Origin of the sequence: Microcoleus sp. OTE_8_concoct_300 (assembly GCF_031383065.1) — a bacterium.
Taxonomy (GTDB): Bacteria; Cyanobacteriota; Cyanobacteriia; order Cyanobacteriales; family Microcoleaceae; genus Microcoleus.
In genome coordinates this window covers 1-24,719 of record NZ_JANMZH010000107.1, presented here as the reverse complement: position 1 = coordinate 24,719, position 24,719 = coordinate 1, and the positions used below count along the sequence as shown (strand labels likewise).

The following is a 24,719-nucleotide window of genomic DNA, read 5'->3' as shown; positions in this document are numbered from 1 at the left end:
CTTGGATGGAAAGATGTAAAATTTTGGTGAAGAACTTTGAGAGAAGTTTGACAGCGGCGACTGCCAAGCTCAACCTTTGTTTTATTAGGCTGATGATTAGAAGGCTTGCACCCTCTTCTTAGATGTCAAATGGGTTCTATATCATTGGGGATATTATTTTGGCCCGATGGACGGTATCTTCAGCGTCCAAGTTCAAAACGCCGTCAAAGGCTATCAACACCGCGTCTTTTTAAAAGAAGATGGGATTGTGGCTTCTATAACTTGGGAAGCACTATACTCTGGTGCACCTGTGAATATGCCGATCGTCATGAAGGGCAGTTCTGGCAATGCTGTTAAAATTGTTCAGAATGTCTTGAAAATCAATGGATACTATTTCGGTTCGGTTGACGGATTCTTCGGGACGATGACAGATGTAGCAGTGCGACAATTGCAAATCAGCAAGGCTTTACCGCAAGATGGAATTGTCGGTTATAGAACTTGGCACGCCCTCAGCAAGTTACCGCACTAATGACGGGTTGAATTCACTTTCAGTTATCGCCTAAAATCCGTAGCTCAATTAGGGAGTTAGGCGCCTAACTCCCTAATTATCATTAAGGGGAATCCGGAGCGCGGTTCGGGCGATTCCCTGCGGGATAGCTTCGCTTCACGCAAATTCTGTTACCGTTCTCGGCGATGAAAAATATTCTCGACTTTTCCGTGTTTATTTGTTATTATATCCTGGCAAATAGAAAGTCACGCTCCGGTTTATTTACCTTCAGTTTTAGTTGTAAATAGTTGCGCTCATAAAATTATTATTCCGATACTTACCTAACAAGACTTAGGCATGGGGGGCTTATTCCCGGTTTCTAGGAAAAATTCCAGGTTTATTAACGAGAAATCTAGGAAGAAACCGGGTTTCTAAGCCAAGCGCGCGCAAGTCCCGAACTAGCCTTTGATGAACTGTTCTAATTTTTGAGCCAGCTTCTCGACAATTCCCTCCGAAGTACCTCCCGCCGATGCTTCTGCTTCAATACGCTTGACCGCATCCTCTGGAAGATTCAGCAACTGCACTAATTTTTGATAAGCTGCGGCTTCTTCAGCGTTAATTTTTGGTTCGTCGGGAGTGCGAGAACTAGAGGAAATTACTTCATAGCCGAGTTGCAAGACTAATTCTTTTTCATCTTGAGTTTCTAGCTGGTCGATCAACTCGTCAAGAGGGATATTTTGCATGATGTAATCCCGCAGTTCTTGTTGTAGTTGTTGTCCGTCGGTATCTGGGGCAAACAAACTGCAAAAGCGATCGAGCATTAAATTAACTTCTTCTGTCGCGAGTTCGCCGTCAGCCCAGGCCATAGAAGCAACAATTCTCAGCAGATTCATTTGGCGGGGCGTAATTGATGGAGGAGGTGGGGTTTGCATAATCAAAATTGGGAATTGGGAATTGGGAATTGGGAATTGGGAATTGGGAATTGGGAATTGGGAATTGAGCTTAATTTCTTCTTGTCTTTTCTTTCCCGTTCCCCTTCCTTTATCTCACAATTTCGATAGAGGAACTCCCAGCCATCCAGTAAAGTTTTGTTTCTGAATAGCAGTCGGCTGTTCCACGGGCACGATCGAGTAACGCGTCGGTCGCGGCGGGGCGAGAGTAACGCGACAAGTCCGCAGTTCGTCTTGGTGAAAAACTGTCACCGAGACGATATCCCCAGGCTTGAAATCTTTTAGTCTCTCGCCCGCTTGTTCTGCATTTACCCGAAAACCTTCGATCGCCAGCAACTCGTCCCCAGCATCAATTCCGGCTAATTGTGCCGGAGATTCAGCTTCGACAAATTTAACCATTTCCCGCCCGTTTTCCGCCCCCAACGTCCAACCGATGCGAGGTGTTTGGTCAATTTCACCTGCGATGAGTTCCAGCCCGAAAGGTTCCAGATACTTGTTGTAAGGCAACTCTTCTGTGCCGTCAATATAGCGCGCGAAAAAGTCGCTCAAATCGATGCCGGCGACGGACTCGATCGCACTTTGCAACTCTTCGGGAGTAAAGCCTATTTCTGCTGGCAGCTTGGGAGCATTTAACTGTCCGTTTGATGTCAGATGCGCCGGCTTGGCGTCTGTTCCCGACTTCTGTTCAAAATCGCCGTTTTGGGCAGAATTAGCATTGCCAAACTGCTGCCACATCAAACGCATCACATCGTCGAGCGATCGCGAATTGCCGTGTCTGGCTCGAATCAACAAATCGAGCAAAAACGAAACTATTTCCCCTTTCAAATAATAGGAAATCTGCGAGTTGTCGCTGTTAGCATCCCTGCGATAAAGTTTAATCCAAGCATCCCAGCTCGACTCGCTCACAGGCTGCACGCTCCGCCCCGGAGTCGTCTGCAAGCGAGTGATTTCCTTAGCCATACATTGGAAATAACCTTTCACGCTGTAGAGACCAGCTCGAAAAGGAATCACCAAATCGTAATAACTGGTCGTGCCTTCAGAAAACCATAAAGAAGGAGTATAGTTCTCTCTTTCGTAGTCAAATACTTCCAGAGCTTTCGGTCGAATGCGCTTAACATTCCAGAGGTGAAAAAACTCGTGAGCCACCAACTGAATAAAGCGTTCATACTTTTCCTTAGCCCGAAAACTAAAACGCGGATAGTTGAGAGTGCAGCACTCCTTGTGTTCCAAACCACCAAAACCCGAGCCGGACAAATGCAGCAAAAACACATAGCGTTCGTAAGGCAAACCGCCGAACATTTTTGCCTCGACTTCGATAACTTTTTGGATGTCTCCAATCGCCCGCTCGGGTTCTAAATTGCCTTTTCCCCAAACAACTAGCTGGTGGGGTTTGCCCATCACTTCAAACTCGTACACTTCGTGATAGCCAATCTCAAAAGGACTGTCTACGAGAGTGTCAAAATCCGCAGCCGCGAAAGTAAGATTTTGGTCAGAAACAGGCGGCAAAGTAGTAACGGTGCGCCATTGGGGCTGAGGCGGCACAACCGTCACGGTGTAGCAGTGGCGCTCAAAACCGGGCAAGAAAAAGCACAAAGCCGCTGGATTGAAATAACCGTGAGTCGAGTCTAAATGATTGGTTCGCACAGTCAGTTCGTTGGCAAAAATGCGGTAGCGAACCGTGATATCTGACACCGAATCGGTCTCGATTTGCCAGTGATTTTTGCTTTTCTTGCGCCAAGGTAAAGCTCGATCGCCCGATAGCGAGCTAAAATCTTGCAGGTGGCGGGCGTACTCTCGAACCAAATAAGAACCGGGGGTCCAGACAGGCATTTTTAAATCCAGAACCGGCTCCGACCAACCTTGCACGCGCAAAGTCACTTCAAACAGGTGGGATTCAGGATTGGGCATCGCCACCGAATAGTGAATTGTCGGTGCAGTTAGTTGCCCCTCACGGTTGCCGGCCGCGGACGAGGCATCCAAAGAAGTAACATCAGTCATTGACTTGCCAAATTAATCAAGTGCTTGAGGTTGATCAAATGGATAGCTTGGTGGTCTGGATCGATTTTGATCCAACCTTTACTATCGAGTTTTTCCATAATTTTGCTGGTTTCCTCTAGGGTGATATCTGTCACATCAGCTAAATCTTCATAAGGAATATTGAAGATATCTTTGCCCTCAGCAGTTTTCTGACCGTAGTTTTCTGCCAGCTCGACTAAAGTATTTGCTAGTTTAACCGCGGGCTGGCGGTTTCGGAGTTGATAGCGGTGATTGGTTTGGCGGAGCCGCCGCACCATCAGTTGCAGCATCCGGTGGTGCAATTGCGGGTCTTTAAACAGGGTTTGGATAAATCGCTGAGCTGTGACGCTCAGCAGCCGCACCGGCGAGAGAGCAAGTACGTCATTTGATCGGGGAGATTCGTCAAGAATTGCCATTTCGCCGAAGAACGCACCCCGTCCTAAAATAGCCATTGATACAGCTCGATCGTCTGACAACCGCCGGACTTTTACCCAGCCAGACACGACAAAGTAAATCGCGTTGCCCCAAGAATCCTCCATCACCACAGCTCGGCCCGGGGGATACTCATGCTTGACGGCATTTGATAGCAGCCCTCCCAAGGTTTCTGGGTTAGCACCCTTAAATAGAGGGAATAGCTCACTGAAAGCTTCTGTCTTCATCAAAAAAATGGGTAGAAACTCCGTCCTTCTAGGACGGCTTTATATTGTCTTTTTTTGATTACTACCGCCTTGGGACTGGTTGGCTCGGTGTGCTTTTGTGTTGCACTTTCAGCGGGACAATTACCGCCTCAAACTTCCCAGCCCTGTACGCATAGTGTTTTGCTCTTTCGAGCCTCCCTTTCGGGGTAGAAGAGACGACCTGCCAGGTCGTCTGTACTGCGCCTTAGTTTAGTGAGCTTGTTGGGCTGAAAGCACTGCCCCAGTGACCTTAGGGCTATTTAACCTTCAGCGACAGAGCGGAAAACTGGCTTCGCATTCTCCGGTGTCGTGACTCAAAAAACGTAGTCAGTTAAGACGCAAGGCCCGTCAGAATGGCTTGTCAGATTACTCTTCCAAGCCTCACGCCTGATAGCTGAGGTTCCTGACGCAAACTCGCGGAGGTGGGAAATATAATTAGGCGACACCCAACAGCTAGGGAAGGATCGATGTTTGGGAACACAAACAATCCGTTGCTCCTTTAATTGATGATAAGGGTGCAGAGGCGCGCTTCATGTAAAATTGATAGATTCTTTAATCTTAAACGGGTTTACAAGCCTGCCACTGCCTGTTGAACTTTGCCCAACAGAGGTTCTATGTAGTCCGGCCAGCCGATCGCGATTGACTGCGTGTGGGCCAGAGTCTCCGGCTCGATCACATCTTTAGTCCACCTCAGCGGTTGACCTTGCAAGTCGCAACAAACCAATCCCGCTGCTTTTGCTAGAGCCAGAGGGCCGGCGGTATCCCACACTTTAACTCTGCCGTTGAGATAAAGGTACAAACCGGCTCGACCGAGAATGACTTCGATCACTTTTAAGCCAAAGCTGCCGAGCGAGTAAAATTCCGCTCCGGGGATGCTTTGGGCGATCGCCCGGGCGTAGTTTTTCTGGTCTTTGTCTCCGAGAATAATTTTACAATTTTCCGCTGTCGGGGCAGGGGGTTTGCACAGCGCGATCGGCTGCGGCGCCATCCCTCCCACAGTTTGGAACAATCCCCAATCTTTGCCGCCAAAATACATTTGGTCAAAAGCCGGGGCGTAGATCCAGCCGGCCATCGGTTCCCCCTCAAGCAGCAGCCCCACCATCGAAGCGTAGTGCAGTTTTCCCCGAATAAATTCTTCAGTCCCATCGAGGGGATCGATGCACCAGAGGCGCTGGTAATTAGCCCCGTAAGCTGCTCTGGAGGCGGCATTTTCCTCCGTGATCCTGCCGTCTTCAGGAAACAAAGCGCTAAATGCTGCCGATAGTTGTCGGTCTAAGTAGCGATCGATACTCGTCACGTAGTCGTTGGGCCCTTTCTCGGAAACTTCAAAAGGTTGGGCTGCGAGTTTGTAAGCTTCTTGACCGCACTCGCGCAGGGTGTAGCGAATTTTTTGGTCTTGCTCTGGAGAAATATACATGAGGTTAAAAATAAATGCTTCAGCTAACTTCAGCATAAAAGCTTAAGTCCTTTGAATCGATCGGCGCGTGTCACTGTTTTTGACTGGTACAGGATTTGCGCGCGGGTGTCAAGAAACCCGGTTTCCTAACCATCAGCGCCGTTGCGATACAAGCCCCAGACAGGATTGGTGGAACTCACAAAAATTTAGACATTAGGGAGAACCCCCCAGATTCATCTGTAGAGTCAAATCTCAAATCTCAAATCTCAAATCTCAAATCGACCGACCGATCGCACTAGCACTTTCAACAGCAGAGGATAGAATCTTCTGAGGTTAGATAATTTGTCCCAGCACCAACATGATTATAAGGAGAATACTTTGAAATACCATTTGGCATTAGGTCGCAAAATAGACCTAGATGGAATTGACCGCGATGCAAAACTCGGCAAATGCCCTCGCCACGTCCTGCGAGCCCTCAGAGACCGCTTAAATGCCACCGTCCACGCCCCGGATGGCGAAGCGATATCGTTGAGCGACAAGCTGCGATCGAAAATTTATTCTAAACCCGAACATTGGGCCGCCGCCCGCAAGTTGTCCGAGCAAGTCAGCAGCGACGACGTGATATTTTGTAACGGCGAGGACATTGGGATTCCAGTGGCGGCGGTGTGTGGCCAATCGCCAAATCGCCCTAAAATTTTTGTACATTTCCACAATATCGATCGGCCGCGCGGCCGCGTCGCCCTCAAACTATTTGGTTTAGCCGACAAAATTGACGTGTTCATGGCCTGCGCCAGCCCTCAAACTGACTTCCTCCGCAGCTATTTAGCTATACCTGAATCGCGCATCTTACTGCTTCTAGACCAGACAGACACCCAGTTTTTCACACCTGGCCCCGTTTCTGGCGATAAAAAGCGGCAAACGGTTGTTAGCGTCGGATTAGAAAAGCGCGACTACCGACTCCTAGCAGCAGCAACTGCTGACTTAGATGTTGACGTAAAAATTAGCGGTTTTTCTAAAGATGCCAAAGCTTTATCGCAAGCTTTCCCCGATACTATGCCAGAAAATATGACCCGCAAATTCTACGAATGGCCCGATTTAGTGCAGCTTTACCGCGATGCAGACGTAATTGCAGTTTGTTTGGCGGACAATAAATATGCTGCGGGAGTGCAGGGTTTGCTGGAAGCAATGGCCTGCAAGCGACCGGTCGTCATTACTCGGACTCAAGGTATGGTCGATTATTTAGCGGCCCCGGGTATTGTCAAAGTGGTAGATGTGGGAGATGCAGCAGGTTTGCGCGAGGCGATCGTCCATTTGCTAAAAAATCCTCAAGAAGCTGAATCTCAAGCCCAGCGGGGGTACGAAAAGGTTGTGAACCAGCACAGCAGCGAACCTTATGTCGATGTTTTAGCCCAGAAGCTGCGATCGCTTTAATAAAACTGTAGGGTGCGCCGGGCCGCGCACCATAACTCACCTCCGGAGGGGGCGCCGGGCCGCGCACTATAAATCACGTCCGGATCATGCACAATGCACACCTTACTGCTATACATAAAAAGCCAAAATATTTGTTACCTAAGTCATATTTACAAAGTAATAAATTATGAGTTGCAGTTACAAATTAAATCTCACAGCAGTTACACACCTAGTAAATAAACCGAGTTTTTAAAACATAATCGAAAGCCTTAAGGAAGTATTTTCGTTCATCAAACCCGGTTTATCCAGGACGGTCTCACTCAAAACTATAGCGGTTCTCAAAAAAGTGAGGTATGCCCTAGGCCCTATGCCCTAGGCCCTATGCCCTAGGCCCTATTCCCGCGAGTACCTCATCTTTCTGAGAAAGGCTATAAGCTGTTAGTCATTTAAATTTATTGCCTCAACCCCTTGCAGTATGGGGTCTGACCCACAAATAGTGCAGTTTGAATGTCGAACAGCTTAACCCATCAAAACTATTAAGACTCCCGTCCACTCGCCCACTTATCCCGCCATTTCACAGTCCCTTCCGAAACTAAAACCCAGCGGCGACAAACCAGATTTTCTCGCAGTGGCGACTGTCCTTCCCGTAGCAGCGCATACTTATAAGAAATCAACTTCCCGGCACTTTCATTAAAAGGAATTTCCCCAAACCAAGTATTAGTATTGATATACTCCAACGGGAAACCCTTACCAATATCCCAATTCCCCAGTTCCGGACAATCCCCAATCACCACAATTCTTTCTCCAGGCTGAGTTTGAACGTTGTTAAGCTGCGCCCGCACGATAGTTTTTGCCTTAACTCGCTCTCCGACGCGACTAAAAATCATTACTTCCCGGGAACCCAACTCTAAATTGTACAACTTCCCATCTTTAACTTCAAACTTGCGGCGCGATAAAACCTCAGTATGCTCTCCATCAGGCAGCTCAGTATCAACCTCTTCAAGTGTAACAGAATTGCCACGATTCAGCGCTACAAACACCACAGAGTCGCGATAGCGGCGCACGTAACAATAAACATCAGGAGTTAAATATTTTTGCCACTGACTCCCCATCGAAATAGCTGGATTCAGCCGCCGCAATCCAGACAGCAACCGCACATCTCGGTAAATCGGCGAATCAGTATCCCACTTTTCCATCATCGGGCGGTTGTAAGGGTCATTTCCCCCTTCTGTATCATCATGCAGATACTGTTCAGTGCCGTAATAAATACAGGGAATGCCGCGAGTCGTCATAATTAAACCTATCGCTAACCGCAGCATTTCTGGATCGGGATTCAACGACTGAAACCTCGGCATATCGTGGTTGTCAATAAAAGTAATTAACTCCGTCGCCCCGTAGTAGTGGTAATCCAGATCCAGTACATCTTGGATTAAGCTAAATCCCGCTTCAGCACCCTTTCCCAATACTTCTCGAATTGCCACGCACAGACCAAAATCTAAAATAGTCATCCCTGACTCGTTGACAAATTCCACAGAACGCTCGTTTCTCGGGTCGCTGTAAATCCATTCGCCAAAAATGAAAACATCAGGTCTGTGTGTTGAAATGTCAGCATTAAATTCCTGCCAAAACCAAATAGGCATATGCTTGACTGTATCAACCCGCAAAGCATCAACACCTCTGTCCAGCCATTGTTTAATTGCTGACTTAATGTAATTGCGGTATGCAATATTGTTTTCGTTGAAAGTTGCTAAACCCGACAGTTCGCAGTTTTGGACTTGCCATTCATCTTCCCAGTTTTGGACTTCGCCGTAGTGGTGATACCAGTGATCTTTATCGTCGTTAAAGTCAGCTATTTTTACGCCGTCGTCGTACAGTTCCCCTTTTTTGCCACTAAAATCTGGGTTGCTGTGATTGCAGACAATATCGAGTACGAGTTTCATGTTTCGCTGGTGCAACTCGTATACTAATTTGTCAAATACCGTATCTTTACTTTCTTGTGTTTGGTTAATAGAAGGATTGTCGCCTTTGGCAATAAAGCGGGGATTTAGTCGCTTGAAATCTTTAATCCAGTAGCCGTGAATCGCTGCTTGTTCGATAAATAATGCTTCTACTTGCTCGAACAGTGGAGTCAGCCAAACTGCGGTAACACCCATATCTTTTAAGTAGTCGAGTTTGTCGATAACTCCCTGCAAGTCGCCGCCCCAATATTTGCCCCAATCTTTGCCTTCTGGATCGTAAAGTTCTGGGTTGGGACCTTCGCTATTTTCGGGGTCGCCGTCGTAAAAGCGATCGACTACAAGGAAATAAATTGTTTCTTGGCGGAATTCAATGTCTCTGGTGTAGAGGAATTCTAAATCGATCTCGCTTTCCGGCTTAACTTCTTCTACCAGAGAGTCAATTTTTTCTTCGGGTTCGCTAACTTCGTACTGAGAGGAAGTTTGATTGGGAGTGACTGGTGTCATGAGATGTATTTTTTGATATAGTTAAGATTAGTCAGTTATTCAGAGCGAGAGTCGGAGATAGCTTTCCCCTCTGACTGGCTTTTACAGCATCATACGGAATTTACTCGTTTAATGAAATCTTCCTTTAGAGAGAGGGCAGACTCATCCTTGAAAATTAAGTGGATGAGAGTTAATATTTAGCGTAATTCTCAATCACAGAGCCACAGCCTCAGAAACCTGCGCTACCAGGCTGAGCCTGGTAACGAGAAAAGCTGCACTAATTGTGCGATCGGACTTTTTCCCTTCCTTTCATTCCTCCCGCAAGTTTTGGATATCTTCAACGCTCAAACCAGTAGTTTGACTAATGGTTTGATTGTCAAGGACATTGAGAAGTTGCCTAGCAATTTCTAGAGCCTTTTCTCTCATTCCTAGCGCGAGTCCTTCTTCTCTGCCTTCTTCTCTGCCTTCTTCTCGCCCTTGTGCGAGTCCTTCTTCAATTCCCTTTCGCAAGATTCCCTGCTGATCCAGAATATACCTTTCGCGTGCTTCTAAATCTGCCAACTCCTCTGGATTCAAGTTAGTTTCATTAGCAATAGCAAAGGCTTGCTGTATTTCCGAGACTGTTTCCATTGTTTCCGGTACCACTTCCAAACTGGGAGCATTTTTCATAAAATAAACCCACTTGTCAGTCAAAGTTTCTAATTCATCCAATTGTTTATTGAATTTTGGCAACTCGATAAAGATCAGTTCTATCTCTGGATCGACATAATCAAATAAACGCTTTTTCTCCTTGAACACAAAGTGAGAAATTACTTCTCGGTCATTGTCAAACATTTCAAAATCAGTAATTGTCAAAGCAATTACAGGTTTTAACTTAAAGTAACCTTCACCGCGAATCAGTTGTGTCGAGTAAGTTTTCGCAGTATTGTAAACCACCCGTTTCGCAAAAGATTCTACATTTAAAACTTGCATCTCGATAATTACAGTTGCGCCTCCTGCAAGCCGGGCTTTGACATCTAGGTAAGAGTCTTTGAGATACTGTACTCTTGATGCTAAATACGGGTCGATAATTTCTAAATCAGCGATGGTGGGATTACCATCATAAATCATGGCATTCAGAAAACTGATTAAGATTGGTTTGCTTTGATTGGAACCGAATATTTTTTTGAAGGCAAAATCGGTTTTGGGGTTAATGAATCTCATGGTCAATCTCTTTTAAAATGACTTACCTATTATTTTAACCCATTGGGAAAATGGATTGGGCGAGTTACCAAAACTAGATATCGAATGCTCTATCCTAGCTTGAGCCGGGGAGTCCATCAGCCATTAGCGCTTGCTCTATCTTCTATTGTGTCAAATCTACTTGTCGAATCTCTTCTAGCGTCAGATCCAAGCATTGCGCGATTTGCTCGTCGCTCAATCCTATTGCTTGCAAGCGTTGGATCGCCTCTATTTTCGCCTGCCGCTTTCTCCGCAAAAACTCAGGCGACTCTTCCTGCGATGTGCAGACATTCAGCGATCCGATTAAATGACCACGAGCAACATGATTGTCACTAATCACGCCACCACTAACGTTGCTAATCATTGACTTGCGAATTAGTGCCGATCGCAAATTTAATTTATTAACCTCTTCTCCAAAAGCATCAGAGAACAACTCCCATAGCTCGTAGCCCACATCTTTAGCATAACCCTCCGTACAGTTCAGCCCTTGGGCAATATCGCCGTACTTTTGCCGCTTCAAAACGCCCTCAATCACGCCAACTTGCATATCATCTAAATGCTTGCCAGTTTTCGCAAAGACCACTTCATCAGCAAAAGCCAGTGCTTCTCGAACGTTCACCCGCGCCTCCTCACAATATCCGAGCGATCGAACTAAAACCGTCTAGATCCGACTATTTTCGCCTTGAATACAAAAACGATTAAAGCTTTATCAAAACTTTTTATATTATACGACTTTATCCGACCTTTTTCGACTATACAAATTAATTGGCAAGCTGTAGCATTGTGAATATCAAATCATCGCTCAAAGAAACTAACTTATGACGACTACCCAACTCGCTCTCGACAAAAAAGCAAATCCTTTGATGATGCACCTGAGCATCTCGCCCAAGTACAGCATCTCCCAAGAGCAATCTAGCTACGATCCCAGCACGCAGACTTCTAACATCACCTCCATGAGCGGCTCCTGGTCTACTCGTGCTGGCTCCAGTATTTTTCAGTTTGAACCTAGTGATGACGACCAGCAAGAGGACGACTAGAATTTTGAATTACTAAGAAATAATTCGATCGCCCTTTATGTTTTTGAAAGACCTGTATGAATTTTTGCATGACAGGTCTTTTACTGTCAACATTATTTCAATTAGTTTGATTGCGATACCAGTTTCAAAAAAAATCCAACCGCATACAAGCTCGAAACCCATACATAATCCATCATTTCCAATCTCAAATCTAAAATATAAAATAGTATGACTGACCTTTTAATCGTGACTTCCGAGACAGACATTCATGCAGATGTCGTTATCAACGAATTGCAAAAATCAAATATTCTAGCAATTCGATTGAATTCAGAAAGTTTTATTAAAAAAAGCAAATATGCTTACTCGTGGCAAGCTTCTGGCAATCCCAGTCAAAGTTTTTTGTCCTTTGAAGACTCCTTGAAAGAAGTTCAAGATATTGGCGTGATTTGGTGGCGCAAACCACAAAATTATCAAGTGTTTCCAGAAGTTGATGATGCTTGGGCAATCAAGTATTGTCAAGAAGAAACAGAATCTTTAATGTACTCTCTGTCTGGCTTATATCCCAAAGCGAGGTGGGTCAATAACTACTACAAGATTAGATTGCCATCCCATCGCATCAACCAAATCCCCATTGCTCAAAAACTGGGAATTACTATCCCTCCAACACTCGTCACAAATTCCTACGATGCTGCTTGCAACTTTGTGACACAACAGGGAAAGTGCATTGTCAAACCGATGCGCTACTCGGGTTTTTTACATGATGAAAAACAGTACGCTTGCTATACTCGCCCCATTGATGTAGAAACACTTGAAGCATTTCGAGAAAGCATTCGATTAGCGCCTGTTTTTTTTCAAAAACGCATTCAAAAGAAGGCAGAATATCGCGTTACATTAATCGGTAAGCATGATTTTGTCTGCCGCATTGATGCCAAACATATCAACGATTCAGATGTAACCTTAGATTGGCGCGTCACCGAACCGGATAAACTCGTTCATGTTCCCGACAATTTGCCGATCGACTACCTCAACAAACTTCATCAAATGCTTGACGAGTTTGGTTTAAATTTTGGTGCATTCGATATCATTCGTGACGAGGATGACACCCTCTACTTTATCGAACTCAATCCTAACGGACAGTGGTATTGGATCGAAATTCTCACTAAAATGCCTATGGTTCGCGCCATGGTGGAACTCATCGAAGATTTAGCGCTGCAATATCAACAGGATTGCTGAATAGTCTATAGGTTTTTAATGAGGACGTCCGTCTGAGCGAGTTTTATGAGGACTGAAGTCCTCACTACAAACCAATTGTATTATGCTCGATCCAGGGGACATAATCTGATCCGTCACGTGCGATCGCCCCACATCTACCCAAACCCTACCTAACTACAGCCACTGCAGACTCTCGCACCTCAGAATGCTCCACTCGGAACACATTTGCGCTCAGATTAGCAACAAATTGTTTCCCCTGCTGCGTCAGTTGCAAATAGCCGATCGCATCCTTCACATACCGATAAACCACATTCCAATAAAACTTCGGATAACCATCCCGCAACTCCCCCGGGTGCTGATAGCCCAAAACCCTATTCTGGCCAGTCTCCTCAAACTCGTAAAACAGCGCGGCAATTTTTTGCAAATATCGCGGATCGCTCAACTGACCAATTAAATCAGCAGCGCGAACTAAACCCGGATAATTCACAGTATCTTGATAATCTTGATCCGCAGGAACCGGGAAACGAGTCAACTCAATATTATGCTTAACCAGCTCAGCATCAATCAGTTTGTGACCGCCAAAACGCTCGTCAATAAACATTTTTCCCCGATCGACATGATAAGGCGTCAAACTAGCATCAGTCCCCCCCGGAGGCAGCGTTAATTTCATGTCGCCTATTCCCGTCGCATACAGTCCCAAATCTTTTCTATCTTGCCGGCAAACACCTTTAACATACCCGATATCGTGACATAGCATAGCAATGTGGAAATGCAGCCAATCTTCGCAGGAAACACCCCCTTCGCGGATGTGCTTCCCACGCAGAATTTCTTGTCCCACCAAAGTCACTAAAATAGTGTGTTCGACATTGTGGTAAAGAGCATCGCTATTAGCAATATTTTCTAAAGCCATGCTCGCCGCCCAAGCAATAATCTCGCCATAGTCAGATTTGCACCCCCCGTAAGTGTGGCGGTAGCCTTCAATCAGCAGATTTACACAAGCGTCAATCAGCAGTTCTGTTGCGTTAAACATATTCATTTCCCTGAGCAAAAGTATATTATTAAATTATTTTTATAATTATTGTTTTTGTTGCTACCGTTTGATGTTATTTCTGGCTTAACCGCCACGATGGATGCCCGCTCCTATCTAGATGTATCCACTGATATTATCAACGATTATGGCTTAAATTAGCGCTCTGGCAACTACCAGAGCGACGCACCCCATAAATAATTGATATCAATGGGCGATCGAGGTATGACACCCCTCAATCAGCAGTACGGTGTTACATCTTCCCCACATACCTCAGTCGATTTTAGATTTTAAATTAACTCCACAGATAAATCTGGGATCTTGAACTAGGGTCGAAAATTTTGGGTTGCTGACGACTCCTGTCGGAAACTTGTATCTGTTTTTGGGCGGGGTTAGCCAAAAATGAGAGCGATGGAAAACGCAACCCCATTCATTCCTCATACACAGGATTCAGGTTGCACAGATGCGGTATGTGGAAAAGATGGTGTCCCAATAACTGGATATCTCTCTCAAAAGGACACCGTGCGGATATAAGTTAGCACCACCCCCGAGCTACTTGCGGATCTCGCACTGCCATGCTATTGAGTTACTGTGGCACTGGTTGCACGAGGCGATCGCGAAAAGTTAAGTCTGGGCAATGATTTTCAGGGAAAATACTTGTAGTCGAGTTCATGATTGACCTCAGGAATCATTACTAACAAAAAGTTAGGAATTACCCCACTTAATCATCAACAAAATCGGCTGTTGCTCAGGTGAAGTGAATAAGTTTTATGCGTGACACTCGCCGGCCCATAATGTAATGCCAAGAGCTAGCATTTGTGATTTAAAATTCGCAAAAGTGTGAGACAGATCACAGGCCCTGTTTCCCACAGAATGTATCTTTAGATAGATGGCAACAAAATAAGATACAATAGCTTGTAACCCTCCGTCGCAGCTTCCCCCTCCCATCATCTGCGATATGGTAATATGTCTACTTACTGATAAAGGTTTCAGGCAATGATTCCAGAAAAAAATAGAGATGCCGACCTTGCTCAACGCCGACACACAGATATCGTGCTGGAAAAACTTCCTCTAGAAGTTAAAGATTGGGCCCAAAGCTTGCCTTGGAACCAGCGGCGCTATGTCTTGTCCCTCTGCTACATATTGTGCGCATCTACTCCCGACTTGCAAGCAGAATTTTTAGATGATTACACAGCCGACGGTTTAGTTTCAAAAATGTTTGAAGATGTAGATACTTTACACCGAGTCAAAGAGTATTTAATCAGATTTCGAGTCAAAAAAGAATTAAATGAATCAGATTTAAGAAGCTATATAAAACAATTTTATATCCACTCAGCTCAACAAGCGTGCCGGAAAACTGACCAATATTTAGAATCTGCACTCCGCTTCGTCTTGAGTACAGAAGAACGCAACAATGTTTTCAACTACATTTTGGGCTTTGAATTTATTAAAATTGTGTTTCAAATGAGCTGGTTGCAACATGAAAGATTAGCGAGACTGCAAAAAAATCAGTCGCAGTTTATTGAAACTTATATCAAGCCGATTCAACACGTACACAAAATTAATGGCATAATTGTGCCGAAAGATGAGAGAATATTTTTTGCCAGACGCGCCTATTACGTTAAAAAGCCTGAGATTTCTTACAAAAAAATTATGGAGTTAATCATGGCAACTTTTACTACAGAAATGGTTACTCACTGCGGATTTGACATCAGCCTCCACGCTCAAGCTCTGCGCTTTGACTGGGATTACATTTATGTTGCCGAATCAGAAGAAGAAAGATTTCCGGCGTTGCATAATTAAAGGATGATATTGAGGTTAATCAGTATGGAATGTCCAGACTGCTTGCTCGGCGAGAACCAGTAAAAAGGGACATAAAAGAGGCAAGCTTTCATTACCTCTGCCGCAATTGTGATCGCCCAATGAAAGTTGCTCTACCGACAACCAATCGTGGCTATAGCTATCAACTCAAACGTGAATGTCTTAAAATCTATGTCAATGGCATGGGTCTCCGAGCAATTGAGCGTGGTCATTGCGTGTTCATTATACAACTATAGCCATCCTAAATCATTTGTAAATTTCTTACTCCCTCCCCGAACTCGCGGGGAGGGTTGGGGTGGGGTAAAAAATTTACGACTCCTGCAAGAATTGCTATATTATTACTTGGCTAAAAGCAGTGGAAAAACTGTTGCCAGATGCCTATACACCTGAACACATTCCTGATATCGGCTCGAGGCGATGAATGGGAAGCTTTTATCGGCTCAAAAAAAAACTTGCATCTGGCTGTGGAAAACGGTAGACTATTTTTGCTTCTGGCATCTTGGCGATCTTCTTAGGAAATGATAATGCTGTTACTTTCCAACCTTTATGGGAAATTTTTAGTAATTGGCATTGTTATTTTTACGTCACTGATGGATGGTCAGTTTATCTTTATTTCCTTCCTAATGGCGACCAGATTGTGAGCCAAACTTATATGAGCAGAGTACAAGGAGAGAACAGGCGCGACAGTCATTATTTAGCTCGTCTACACCGCAAAATTTTATCCTATTCCAAGCAAGGGAGAAATGCTGGCTCCCTCGAAGAGTCTATTAATTCATTACCTCAAGTTTGGTGATATCCCTGTAACCGATCGCTTCATCCCTTAATTCAGCAATGCCAGATTTCCTACTGACTTGCAATTTATTCATTGACTTTACGCAGTAAGGTGCGCACGCAGCGGTGCACCCTACGTTGCTTTTTTCTCTTTATTTTTAGTTTTGCGTTACGCAAAGGAGAGTTTTTCTAGACATTCGGGTTCTAGTCTGCTGCTTAAAACTTGGTTTTCCAGCCAGATTTGATATAAAATAGGATGGCTGCCTCAATTAACCTTCCGCTTGCATTTCTTCAATTTCAAACCAGCTAACTATCACTCCCGCTAGCGGAATAGCCAGAAATATGCCTAAAAGTCCTGCTGCTCTCGCGCCTACTAACAGTGCAAAAAACACCACTACCGGATTGAGGTTAAGGGAATTTTGCATGAGTCTCGGATGAATAAAGTTGTCTTGAATTTGCTGCAAAACAATGCAAGCTGCCAAGACTTTTAAAGCTAGCCACACATTTTGAGACAATACAATAAAACACACTAAGCTAATTCCCAGCGTCGCTCCGATTCCCGGAACTAAATCAAATAATCCGATAATAAATGCTAAAATTAAAGGAAATCTCACATCTAATAGCAGGAAAATTACAAAGCTTGCTGTGGTCAAAAATAACATTAACAGAATTTGTGCCTGAAAAAATCCTAAAAAGTTTCGCTCTATTGTTAAACTTAAACGCCTGTGCAGGTGTCGAGGTATAAATTTTAGAACCAACACCCACAGCCTCTCTCCATCAAGTAACATGAAAGAAGCCACTACCATAATTAATATTAAATTCAATAAATTGGTTAAAAATACTTGTAAAAAAGCAATACTCGAAACAACTCCCGCCAAAGCTTGATTTCGCAGTTGTTCCTCAATAACTCGCAGGTTAACTTGCAGGTTTCTAGCCCGCAGGAATGCTTCGATTCGCTCGGACAGAGGCGCCAGAGCATTCACAAATTCAGTCATGCTGTCAATTAATTGCTGCCCTTGAGATAAAAGAGTGACGCCTACGGTGACGGTGAGACCGCCAAAAACTAAAATGGTGAGCAAGACAACGAAGGCGACAGCTAAACTTCGCGGTAAAAATCTCTGGAGAGTTCGCACCGGATAGTTGAGCAAAAAAGCCACGAGTGCAGCAATCGTGAAAACCGCGACGGCAGTTTCAAAGTAAGCTAAAAGTTGCAGTCCAGCCCAACCTGAAGCAAATAAAAGCAAAAACCGAACTAAGGCTAAATTGCTTAGCATATTCCAAAAATTGGGAGGGTTTTTTTCTGGCTCTTTCACAGGGATTTTCAGGGGTTAATAATAGCTCAAAAATATTGCAGAGTGATCTTTTAGAATCGCACCAAAGATATATCTGCGGCTATACCCCTCAAGGCAGAAAAGAGGTGTGGAAGGAAGAAGCAAGAGGGGAGTAGGAAGAAGCTAGAAGGAAGGCAGTAGGCAGTGCTTTCTAACTTCTGTCTGAGGCAGGGTGGGTTCTCTTCACCATACGTGCGATCGCGAATGCCGAATGAAACACGCCCGCGATCGAACAAACAGCCTTTCTGAGTCTAAAACCGCCTCGGAAACTCTTGGCGATGGCAGTATTTGTCGTGCCAGCCCGATCGCAACTAACACACAAACGCTCAAACAAGCTAGGGCCGAAAAACCCGGTTTCAGTGCCAGCCGCGAAAAATTTCAACTCTGCCTTGTGGAAGATAGTATGAACAGGTCAATTTTTGGGATACTTGAAACTAGCACTCAACTTAGCTGAGGAATAAACGTGCTGCTATCAAAAGGCTTTGAAGTAGAAATGTATACCGGCACTCCCGAAGGTGAGGTTGTCGGTCTCTCCGATCGCATAGTTGCCGATCTAGAGGGATTTGTGCGGGAGCCTGATAGCCGCAATGTGGAGTACACGACCGCCCCGCTGTGCAGCTACGATCGCCTGCTGTGCGCCTTAGTCAAGCCGCGAGTCCGGCTGCGCGAGTATCTCAAACAATTGGGCGACTATACCTTGCTGCCGGGAAGTACCTTGTCTCTCGGGGGGAGCGATCGATTTTACCGCTCCGATCCCAACAATCCCTACCACACCTACATAGAGCAAACCTACGGCACCAAAGTCGTCACCGCCAGCATTCACATCAACATCGGCATCTCCCAACCAGAACTGCTGATGCGCGCCATCCGCCTCGCCCGGGTCGAAGCACCGCTGTACCTGGCTTTGAGCGCCTCTTCCCCCTTCCTCGACGGCGAAGTCACGGGCTATCATTCCACTCGGTGGGGTTTGTTTCCCAAAACTCCCGCCATCGTCCCCCTGTTTGAAAGTCACAGACATTACATCCAGTGGACTGAAGAACAGCTAGAACTCGGCACCATGCAAAACGTCCGCCATTTGTGGTCTGCAGTGCGGCCCAATGGCGATCGCCGCCCCTACTGTCTCAACCGCCTCGAACTGAGAATTTGCGACCTCGAAGTCAATCCTCTGGCTTTGTTGGCCATCACTGCCTTACTAGAAGCTCGCATTTGGCAGATGATGGAAGACCCCAGCTTAGACCCGTTAGAACTGTGCACCTTACCGGAGGCCACCCGCAACGCAGACTTAGTTGCCCTCACAGACGCCAACGAAATTGCTGCATCCCGGCAAAGTTTGGATGCCGAACTCACCCACTGGCAAGACGGCAGAACTATTCTGGCACGAGATTGGATTGAGGAAATTTACCGAGAAGTCTGGCCTATAGCCAAAAAACGAGGCTTTAGCTGCTTTCTCTCGCCGCTCAAAAAGATTCTCCGGGAAGGCAACACCGCCCAGCAGTGGTTGAAGCTGCACGAGGGCGGTTCGGACACCCGCAGTATTATTCTGCAAGGGATTAATGGCATGGCTCACCAAGAATGGGAGCTCGAAGACAACTTGTGCGCCCTGTTAGTTGCCTGAAGTACCCGCCGTTATTATAACGGGGGGTTTCACGAGCCCCCTGAGTATGCGTACTGGGCCAATAATACAAATAGCCGGAACCTCCCGCGAAAAAGTTGCAGAACTCTGCCCTTAAAACAAATCAGAATATTTAATCAATGGAACTCGACAAAGGTTATAAATAAAAGCTATAAGGTATATCTACCTTTGGGTAGTTTTATAAATTTCCCAATAGCTGTATTTTTCGCTTTTAATTAGCTTCATGCCCCAACTTGTCTTGATTCACCCGCAAATCCCCCCGAATACTGGCAATATCGCCCGCACTTGCGCTGCCACAGGCACGGAACTGCATTTAGTGGGCCCGCTGGGGTTTGAAATTAGCGATCGCTACCTGAAACGGGCCGGCTTAGATTACTGGCCCTACGTCAATCTCCACTGCCACGAAGACTTAGCGGCTTTTGGGGCTTGTCGGCAGCAGCGCGGGGGACGAGCGATCGGATTCAGCACTGGCGGGCGATGCAGTTACGCGCAATTCCAATTTCAGCCCAGCGACTGGCTGATGTTTGGCTCGGAAACTGTAGGCATTCCCCAATTCGTCTTAGATGCCTGCGACGCCACAGTTTTTATTCCTATGAGCCAGCCTGGAGTCAGGAGTTTGAACCTCTCCGTCAGTGCCGCTGTAGGTTTATTTGAGGCTAAACGACAGTTGGGCGAGCTGGGATCGATCATTATCAACACATAAATATATAGATATTTAATAGCTGCCGGAGGCTGCCAAATCTCCATTTAAGTATAAGAAATTTGTATCAAAGCGGTGAAAATCTCGATAGCCGAGATTAATATATTTTATTGATGCAAAAACAGATTGTTATCAGCAACACCAAATTACTCGCCAGATGATTCAGCAACAAAAACAGAGGATTTTAGCGCTCTAGGGCGTCAGCGAGCACCAGCTTGGGTAAGAACACTATATCTAGTAAATATACGGTTGTAGCCTGTCCGGAAATTAGCATACAGTCGGATAATAGGTAAGAGTTCAGAGCCTTACGGGAACGAAGATTTTATGTATTCGTTCTAGCTATTGCGGTGTAAGGCTTTTGGGGTTAATTGCAGCAGCTTAGACCGATAATTTCAAAAATTTTGACGGTTTGAGCTTGTCTAAATTAAAAAAGCAAGGTAATCTGGCCTAAGCATGATAGCTGTCAACAATCAGAATATTTTTGCTTGTTGATTTAAATTCAGCGTCATGCGATCCCCTTGAGTGTTTCCAAGGACAGTTAGCGCTTCTCAGTAGGAGGTCGTTTTTTTGAAACGAACATATCCCCAAATTAAGCCTGTTCAGGCTAGTGAAATCGACAGAGACGGTTCTGCGGAACCGTCCAAACAGACAACGCTCAGCACAGGCAGAGTTCGCTCTCTCGCCACGATCGGGCTGGCAATATCGGTAGGTGCTTCTGGCATCCTGCTACCGAGAAATGGAGACAGCGCTCGCGCGTCTGAACTCGCACCGACATCAGAATCCACCGCTGAAGTACAGCCAGTATCGGCCAACGGGCCCGCTACCTCCGCACAAGTTGATGGTTCCAGGGCCCAACAGCCCGGCTCACCTTCTGACCCGGTGGCGGTTAAGGTGCAGCAGGGGCAAAGCCTTTGGGAGCTTTCTCGGGATTATGAAGTTGAACCGTTGGCACTAGCAACTGCCAACGACATCAAACCCGATATCATACTCCAAGTAGGCCAAGAGCTCAGTGATCCTCTGGCTCCGGGAGCCGCGCCACAACAGAACGCCGCCGATACCGCCGTGGCTTCGCTAGAGCGCGCAGCGGCGGTCAATCCCGAAGAAAAGTTAAATCTGACTGGCTCCGAGCCGTTGGATAGTGCTGCCATGACAGCGCTGCCATCAACCGCAGCGACCCCGCTTGTCACGACGGTATCGGAACAAAGTTCGATCGACATCCCGAACGCAGATGGGGCGATCGACAGTTTGAAAAAACAGGAAAACCGCACCACAGAATCGGGTCGGACCCTGTTAGGGTCTGAGGGGGGAGCAAATTTATCTACACCTGCGGCATCTTTGCCGGAGTCAGCACCGACGCTGGCAGCCCCCGTCTCTGCAACAGAGACAACTATTCCCGACCTCGGGGCCACACCTGTAATTCCAAATGCCGGGGTCGGTCAAGCAGCATCGCCCGATCGAGCATTCGAGTCAATTGAACAGTCTCTGGCAACACCCAGTTTGCCCTCGGCTGTGCTAGTCCCCCCAGCGGGAAGTATCGGCGCGCCGGCTGAGGTAGTCTACAGCGTGCGTCCGGGAGATACGCTAGATGCGATCGCCAAAGGTCACGGCGTATCACCCAAAGAGCTGATCTCCGTCAACAAGCTCGGCAACCCTAACTTGCTGAATGTTAATCAACGGCTGAAAATTCCCCAAGTTGGGTCAAATAATCCAGCGGTGCAGGCGGCAGCCTCTTATTCGGCCTCCAATTCTACATCTGTCTGGTCGGGGACTTCGGTTCCCGCATCTGTGAACCCTAGCTCGTCTACCTCGGAAATAGCCAGTGCTGGCGTTGCAGCACCCGCGCCCACAGTCCCGGTTGTCTCTCCCCTGGCGAACTTGGAAGGTCTGAACAATATTTCAGCGCCGATGGTTCCCCAAGTTAACAGCATTCCGCTAACTCAAGTTTCCCAAACCATTAGCGACCCCGGGAAGCTGAATCTTCAAGGCGAACCAACATTTACAGGTGCAGTTGACACCAGTGCCCTGCCTCAGCCAGCCAGTGCAACTGCTACCGCCATCGCTACGGGAGAATACCCGCAGCCGCTCAGCTTCGTGGCAAATGCTAGCCCCCAGGGTTTAAATGCCGATCCAACTAGCGCTTTACCAGAGTCGAATTCGGAGGCTCTCCCCACTGCAGAAGCTCTCAACCCTTATTCCGAACGCTTGAGGGCAGAAGTGGTCAGACTGCGAGAGGAATATCGTGCCTCGCGCAATTCGATCGGGGCAAATGCGGTGTCGCTGGCTCCAACTGACAGACCGGAGGCGCCAATAGTCTCGAGCAACCAGTCTGATGAGCTCCCAAGTGTCAATCCCTATCTCTACACCCCCGACTATACTGAGGCGGTGCAGAATGAAATCAGCAGACCGCCATCGAGAGCGTGGTCCGAGCAGGTTCAGAAGCAGCAGCAAGAGCGTTTTGACCCCGCTCGCGCAGCGGAACTGCAACCGATCAACCTGACTCCGACAAGCACTCAGGAGCGGCCTGTGGTAGCAACTGCTCCTTTGGGAGCCGATGGTTACGACCCCCTGAGCAACCCGTCTTTGGGACGCATGGTTTCTCCGGAACTGCCTCCGCTTTCGGGCGCTGATACTTATCTGCCTAACGGCAAACAACAGTCGGCTAACGGGTTTATTTGGCCGTCTAAGGGCGTTCTTACTTCTGGCTACGGTTGGCGCTGGGGACGGATGCACAAGGGAATTGATATTGCAGGGCCGATCGGCACGCCAATTGTGGCAGCATCTGACGGGGTGGTTACCTATGCTCAGTGGAATGACGGCGGCTACGGGTATCTGGTGGAAATTACCCATCCAGACGGCACTGAGACTGTCTATGCCCACAACAGCCGGATTTTGGTGCAAAAGGGTCAGAAGGTCGCTCAAGGCGAACAAATTTCAGAAATGGGCAGCACCGGCTTTAGTACCGGACCGCACTTGCACTTTGAAATTCATCCCGCAGGACAGGGTGCTATCAATCCAATGGCTTTTCTTCCCGACGATGCGTCCAGCGCTTCTCGGTAACGACTGGTCGGAAGTTATGGGTTTTGAATGATTACCAAAACTCATAACTTTTACTAGAAGTTATTAGAAATTCGGTTGTTTGAAAAGAAGACATAGCTCGTCCTACCGTGCTATGATAGTAAATCGTGAAGTAGATTTGGCTCAGTGGCGCAGTGGTTAGCGCAGGGGACTCATAAGCCCAAGGTCGCAGGTTCAAATCCCGCCTGAGCCATTATTTAATCAAAAAAACCGCGCTCTCAATATTGAGAGCGTGTTTTTTTGATTTCTCAAGAAGATACTTGTAGTCGTTTTGACATCCTCACTGACCTAAAGGCACAGTGATTCCAAGAATCACTTCTTGAACCTTTCTGCTTCTTAGCAACTGCCTCCACCCTCAAGGAGATTTGGTCTTATGCTCGCTCCACAGACTAACCCCGCAAGCCCTGCGGTTTTATGTGTCGAATACCAACAAAAATCTTTGTTGTTTGATTCTAGGGGTGGACTGCCCATTGCCCTGTCCTCTTTTCCCGGTCTACCGATTTTTCTTCCCCGTTGCAGTCATTGCAAGCTTTGGTGTTAGGGTTTATGTCTCCATCGTCGCGGGTGGGTCATTGACCAATCATATTGTAACACAAAGCCGTCCTAAAAGGACGGGGTTTCTACCCAATTTTTTGATGAGTATGATAGATTTGTAACAGTTCGTAAAAAAGGAAACAAAATCTATGACCAGTGAATGCCTCCGGGTTGGTCAAGCTGCACCTGATTTCGCAGCAACAGCCGTAGTGGATCAGGAATTCAAGACAGTTAAACTGTCCGACTATCATCTCAAAAAGTATGTAGTTTTGTTCTTCTACCCCTTGGACTTCACCTTTGTGTGTCCGACTGAGATTACAGCATTTAGCGATCGCTTCGAGGACTTCAAGAAAATCGATACCGAAATCCTCGGCGTATCCGTTGACAGCGAATTCTCTCACCTCGCTTGGATACAAACAGACCGCAAATCAGGCGGTGTCGGCGACCTTAACTATCCCTTAGTTGCTGACCTCAAAAAAACAATTAGTTCTGACTACAACGTCCTCGACCCAGAAGCAGGTATTGCCCTCAGAGGTCTGTTCATCATCGACAAAGAAGGCATCATCCAACACTCTACTATCAACAATCTTGCCTTCGGCCGCAACGTGGACGAAACTCTCCGCACTCTGCAAGCTATCCAACACGTCCAGTCTCACCCCGATGAAGTTTGTCCCGCCGGCTGGCAGCCCGGTGACAAGACTATGACTCCCGATCCGGTCAAGTCTAAGGTATTCTTTGCTGCAGTTTAAGCACATTATATTTGTAGGGACACGGCGCTGCCGTGTCCGTACCCGCAGAGGCATTTATCGAAAAATTGGGTCTAAAACCTCCCCCCTCTAGGGGGACTTTACTTTTGTGTCACTTTAGCTTACCATAGCAAATATAGTTTGGTAAGTGCAATGTTAAAAGCCTGCAAGTACAGAATCTATCCGACTCAAGAGCAATCTATATTGCTTGCTAAGTCGTTTGGATGTGTACGGTGGTTTTACAATTTTGCGCTTAACCTAACCAGTGAAACTTAC

General features: G+C 46.5%; 21 protein-coding genes, 1 tRNA gene and 2 pseudogenes. 14 read left to right on the top strand and 10 right to left on the bottom strand.

Annotated features, from left to right (window positions below; genetic code table 11):
• Nucleotides 1-136: 136 nt before the first annotated feature.
• Together ACUVJL_RS05580 and ACUVJL_RS05575 are read left to right on the top strand one after the other, a co-directional pair.
• Nucleotides 137-262: pseudogene (locus ACUVJL_RS05580) on the top strand (peptidoglycan-binding domain-containing protein); the annotation flags it as partial.
• A gap of 33 nt (nt 263-295) precedes the next feature.
• Nucleotides 296-508: a peptidoglycan-binding domain-containing protein gene (locus ACUVJL_RS05575; RefSeq protein ID WP_445244945.1), complete on the top strand. Its 213-nt coding sequence runs from the start codon at nt 296-298 to the stop codon at nt 506-508.
• A 416-nt stretch (nt 509-924) separates the two neighbouring features.
• Here ACUVJL_RS05575 and ACUVJL_RS05570 read toward each other — a convergent pair whose 3' ends face one another.
• The 4 genes from ACUVJL_RS05570 to ACUVJL_RS05555 form a co-directional block, all read right to left on the bottom strand.
• Nucleotides 925-1,398 carry a tellurite resistance TerB family protein gene (locus tag ACUVJL_RS05570; RefSeq protein WP_445244941.1) on the bottom strand — a complete coding sequence of 158 codons (474 nt, stop codon included), beginning with the start codon at nt 1,396-1,398 and terminating at the stop codon, nt 925-927.
• A 114-nt stretch (nt 1,399-1,512) separates the two neighbouring features.
• Nucleotides 1,513-3,414, bottom strand: coding sequence for a M61 family metallopeptidase (locus ACUVJL_RS05565; RefSeq protein ID WP_445244940.1), 1,902 nt, complete (start codon nt 3,412-3,414; stop codon nt 1,513-1,515).
• Nucleotides 3,411-4,091, bottom strand: coding sequence for a Crp/Fnr family transcriptional regulator (locus tag ACUVJL_RS05560; protein ID WP_445244944.1), 681 nt, complete (start codon nt 4,089-4,091; stop codon nt 3,411-3,413). Before ACUVJL_RS05560 ends, ACUVJL_RS05565 begins: the two co-directional genes overlap by 4 nt.
• Nucleotides 4,092-4,677: 586 nt before the next feature.
• Nucleotides 4,678-5,562, bottom strand: a complete 885-nt coding sequence (locus ACUVJL_RS05555; RefSeq protein ID WP_445244939.1) for a 3'(2'),5'-bisphosphate nucleotidase CysQ family protein — start codon at nt 5,560-5,562, stop codon at nt 4,678-4,680.
• Nucleotides 5,563-5,883: 321 nt separating this feature from the next.
• Between ACUVJL_RS05555 and ACUVJL_RS05550 the strand changes: the two genes are divergently transcribed.
• Nucleotides 5,884-6,936 carry a glycosyltransferase gene (locus ACUVJL_RS05550; RefSeq protein WP_445244938.1) on the top strand — a complete coding sequence of 351 codons (1,053 nt, stop codon included), beginning with the start codon at nt 5,884-5,886 and terminating at the stop codon, nt 6,934-6,936.
• Nucleotides 6,937-7,451: 515 nt separating this feature from the next.
• Here ACUVJL_RS05550 and ACUVJL_RS05545 read toward each other — a convergent pair.
• The 3 genes from ACUVJL_RS05545 to ACUVJL_RS05535 form a co-directional block, all read right to left on the bottom strand.
• Nucleotides 7,452-9,377, bottom strand: a complete 1,926-nt coding sequence (locus tag ACUVJL_RS05545) for an alpha-amylase family glycosyl hydrolase (RefSeq protein ID WP_445244937.1) — start codon at nt 9,375-9,377, stop codon at nt 7,452-7,454.
• Nucleotides 9,378-9,665: 288 nt separating this feature from the next.
• Nucleotides 9,666-10,559: an Rpn family recombination-promoting nuclease/putative transposase gene (locus tag ACUVJL_RS05540; protein WP_445244936.1), complete on the bottom strand. Its 894-nt coding sequence runs from the start codon at nt 10,557-10,559 to the stop codon at nt 9,666-9,668.
• Nucleotides 10,560-10,701: 142 nt separating this feature from the next.
• A complete protein-coding gene (locus ACUVJL_RS05535) occupies nt 10,702-11,196 on the bottom strand; it encodes a hypothetical protein (RefSeq protein WP_445244935.1) in 495 nt (164 codons plus the stop codon).
• 199 nt (nt 11,197-11,395) lie between these two features.
• Here ACUVJL_RS05535 and ACUVJL_RS05530 point away from each other — a divergent pair, with 199 nt between their 5' ends.
• Nucleotides 11,396-11,614 carry a hypothetical protein gene (locus ACUVJL_RS05530; RefSeq protein WP_333471954.1) on the top strand — a complete coding sequence of 73 codons (219 nt, stop codon included), beginning with the start codon at nt 11,396-11,398 and terminating at the stop codon, nt 11,612-11,614.
• 207 nt (nt 11,615-11,821) lie between these two features.
• Nucleotides 11,822-12,826, top strand: coding sequence for an MvdC/MvdD family ATP grasp protein (locus tag ACUVJL_RS05525; RefSeq protein WP_445244934.1), 1,005 nt, complete (start codon nt 11,822-11,824; stop codon nt 12,824-12,826).
• A 145-nt stretch (nt 12,827-12,971) separates the two neighbouring features.
• Here the strand turns inward: ACUVJL_RS05525 and ACUVJL_RS05520 are convergent, their stop codons facing one another.
• Complete coding sequence (locus ACUVJL_RS05520; RefSeq protein WP_445244933.1) at nt 12,972-13,835, bottom strand: Npun_R2479 family HD domain-containing metalloprotein; 864 nt, start codon at nt 13,833-13,835, stop codon at nt 12,972-12,974.
• A 427-nt stretch (nt 13,836-14,262) separates the two neighbouring features.
• Complete coding sequence (locus ACUVJL_RS05515) at nt 14,263-14,364, bottom strand: Mo-dependent nitrogenase C-terminal domain-containing protein (protein ID WP_445244943.1); 102 nt, start codon at nt 14,362-14,364, stop codon at nt 14,263-14,265.
• A gap of 464 nt (nt 14,365-14,828) precedes the next feature.
• On the opposite strand from ACUVJL_RS05515, the gene ACUVJL_RS05510 reads away from it, so the two are divergent.
• Nucleotides 14,829-15,635, top strand: a complete 807-nt coding sequence (locus ACUVJL_RS05510) for a cobyrinic acid a,c-diamide synthase (protein ID WP_445244932.1) — start codon at nt 14,829-14,831, stop codon at nt 15,633-15,635.
• Nucleotides 15,636-15,659: 24 nt separating this feature from the next.
• Nucleotides 15,660-16,477 (top strand): annotated as a pseudogene (locus ACUVJL_RS05505) (IS1 family transposase).
• A 216-nt stretch (nt 16,478-16,693) separates the two neighbouring features.
• Here ACUVJL_RS05505 and ACUVJL_RS05500 read toward each other — a convergent pair.
• Nucleotides 16,694-17,737 (bottom strand): AI-2E family transporter, encoded by a 1,044-nt coding sequence (locus tag ACUVJL_RS05500; RefSeq protein ID WP_445244931.1) that lies wholly within the window; start codon nt 17,735-17,737, stop codon nt 16,694-16,696.
• A 229-nt stretch (nt 17,738-17,966) separates the two neighbouring features.
• Here ACUVJL_RS05500 and ACUVJL_RS05495 point away from each other — a divergent pair, with 229 nt between their 5' ends.
• The 7 genes from ACUVJL_RS05495 to ACUVJL_RS05465 form a co-directional block, all read left to right on the top strand.
• A complete protein-coding gene (locus tag ACUVJL_RS05495; RefSeq protein WP_445244930.1) occupies nt 17,967-18,209 on the top strand; it encodes a hypothetical protein in 243 nt (80 codons plus the stop codon).
• Between the two features lie 9 nt (nt 18,210-18,218).
• Nucleotides 18,219-19,370, top strand: a complete 1,152-nt coding sequence (gene gshA / locus ACUVJL_RS05490; protein ID WP_445244929.1) for a glutamate--cysteine ligase — start codon at nt 18,219-18,221, stop codon at nt 19,368-19,370.
• Between the two features lie 241 nt (nt 19,371-19,611).
• The gene (locus ACUVJL_RS05485; protein ID WP_445244928.1) at nt 19,612-20,091 is read left to right on the top strand and encodes a tRNA (cytidine(34)-2'-O)-methyltransferase; all 480 of its coding nucleotides are present in this window, start codon (nt 19,612-19,614) and stop codon (nt 20,089-20,091) included.
• Nucleotides 20,092-20,655: 564 nt separating this feature from the next.
• Entirely contained in the window at nt 20,656-23,145 is a 2,490-nt protein-coding gene (locus ACUVJL_RS05480) for a peptidoglycan DD-metalloendopeptidase family protein (RefSeq protein WP_445244927.1), read from the top strand.
• A 138-nt stretch (nt 23,146-23,283) separates the two neighbouring features.
• Nucleotides 23,284-23,356 (top strand) — tRNA-Met (locus tag ACUVJL_RS05475).
• Nucleotides 23,357-23,846: 490 nt separating this feature from the next.
• Entirely contained in the window at nt 23,847-24,446 is a 600-nt protein-coding gene (locus tag ACUVJL_RS05470) for a peroxiredoxin (protein ID WP_445244926.1), read from the top strand.
• Between the two features lie 150 nt (nt 24,447-24,596).
• Nucleotides 24,597-24,719 (top strand): helix-turn-helix domain-containing protein (locus ACUVJL_RS05465; protein ID WP_445244942.1); only part of this gene is annotated, 123 nt, incomplete at its 3' end.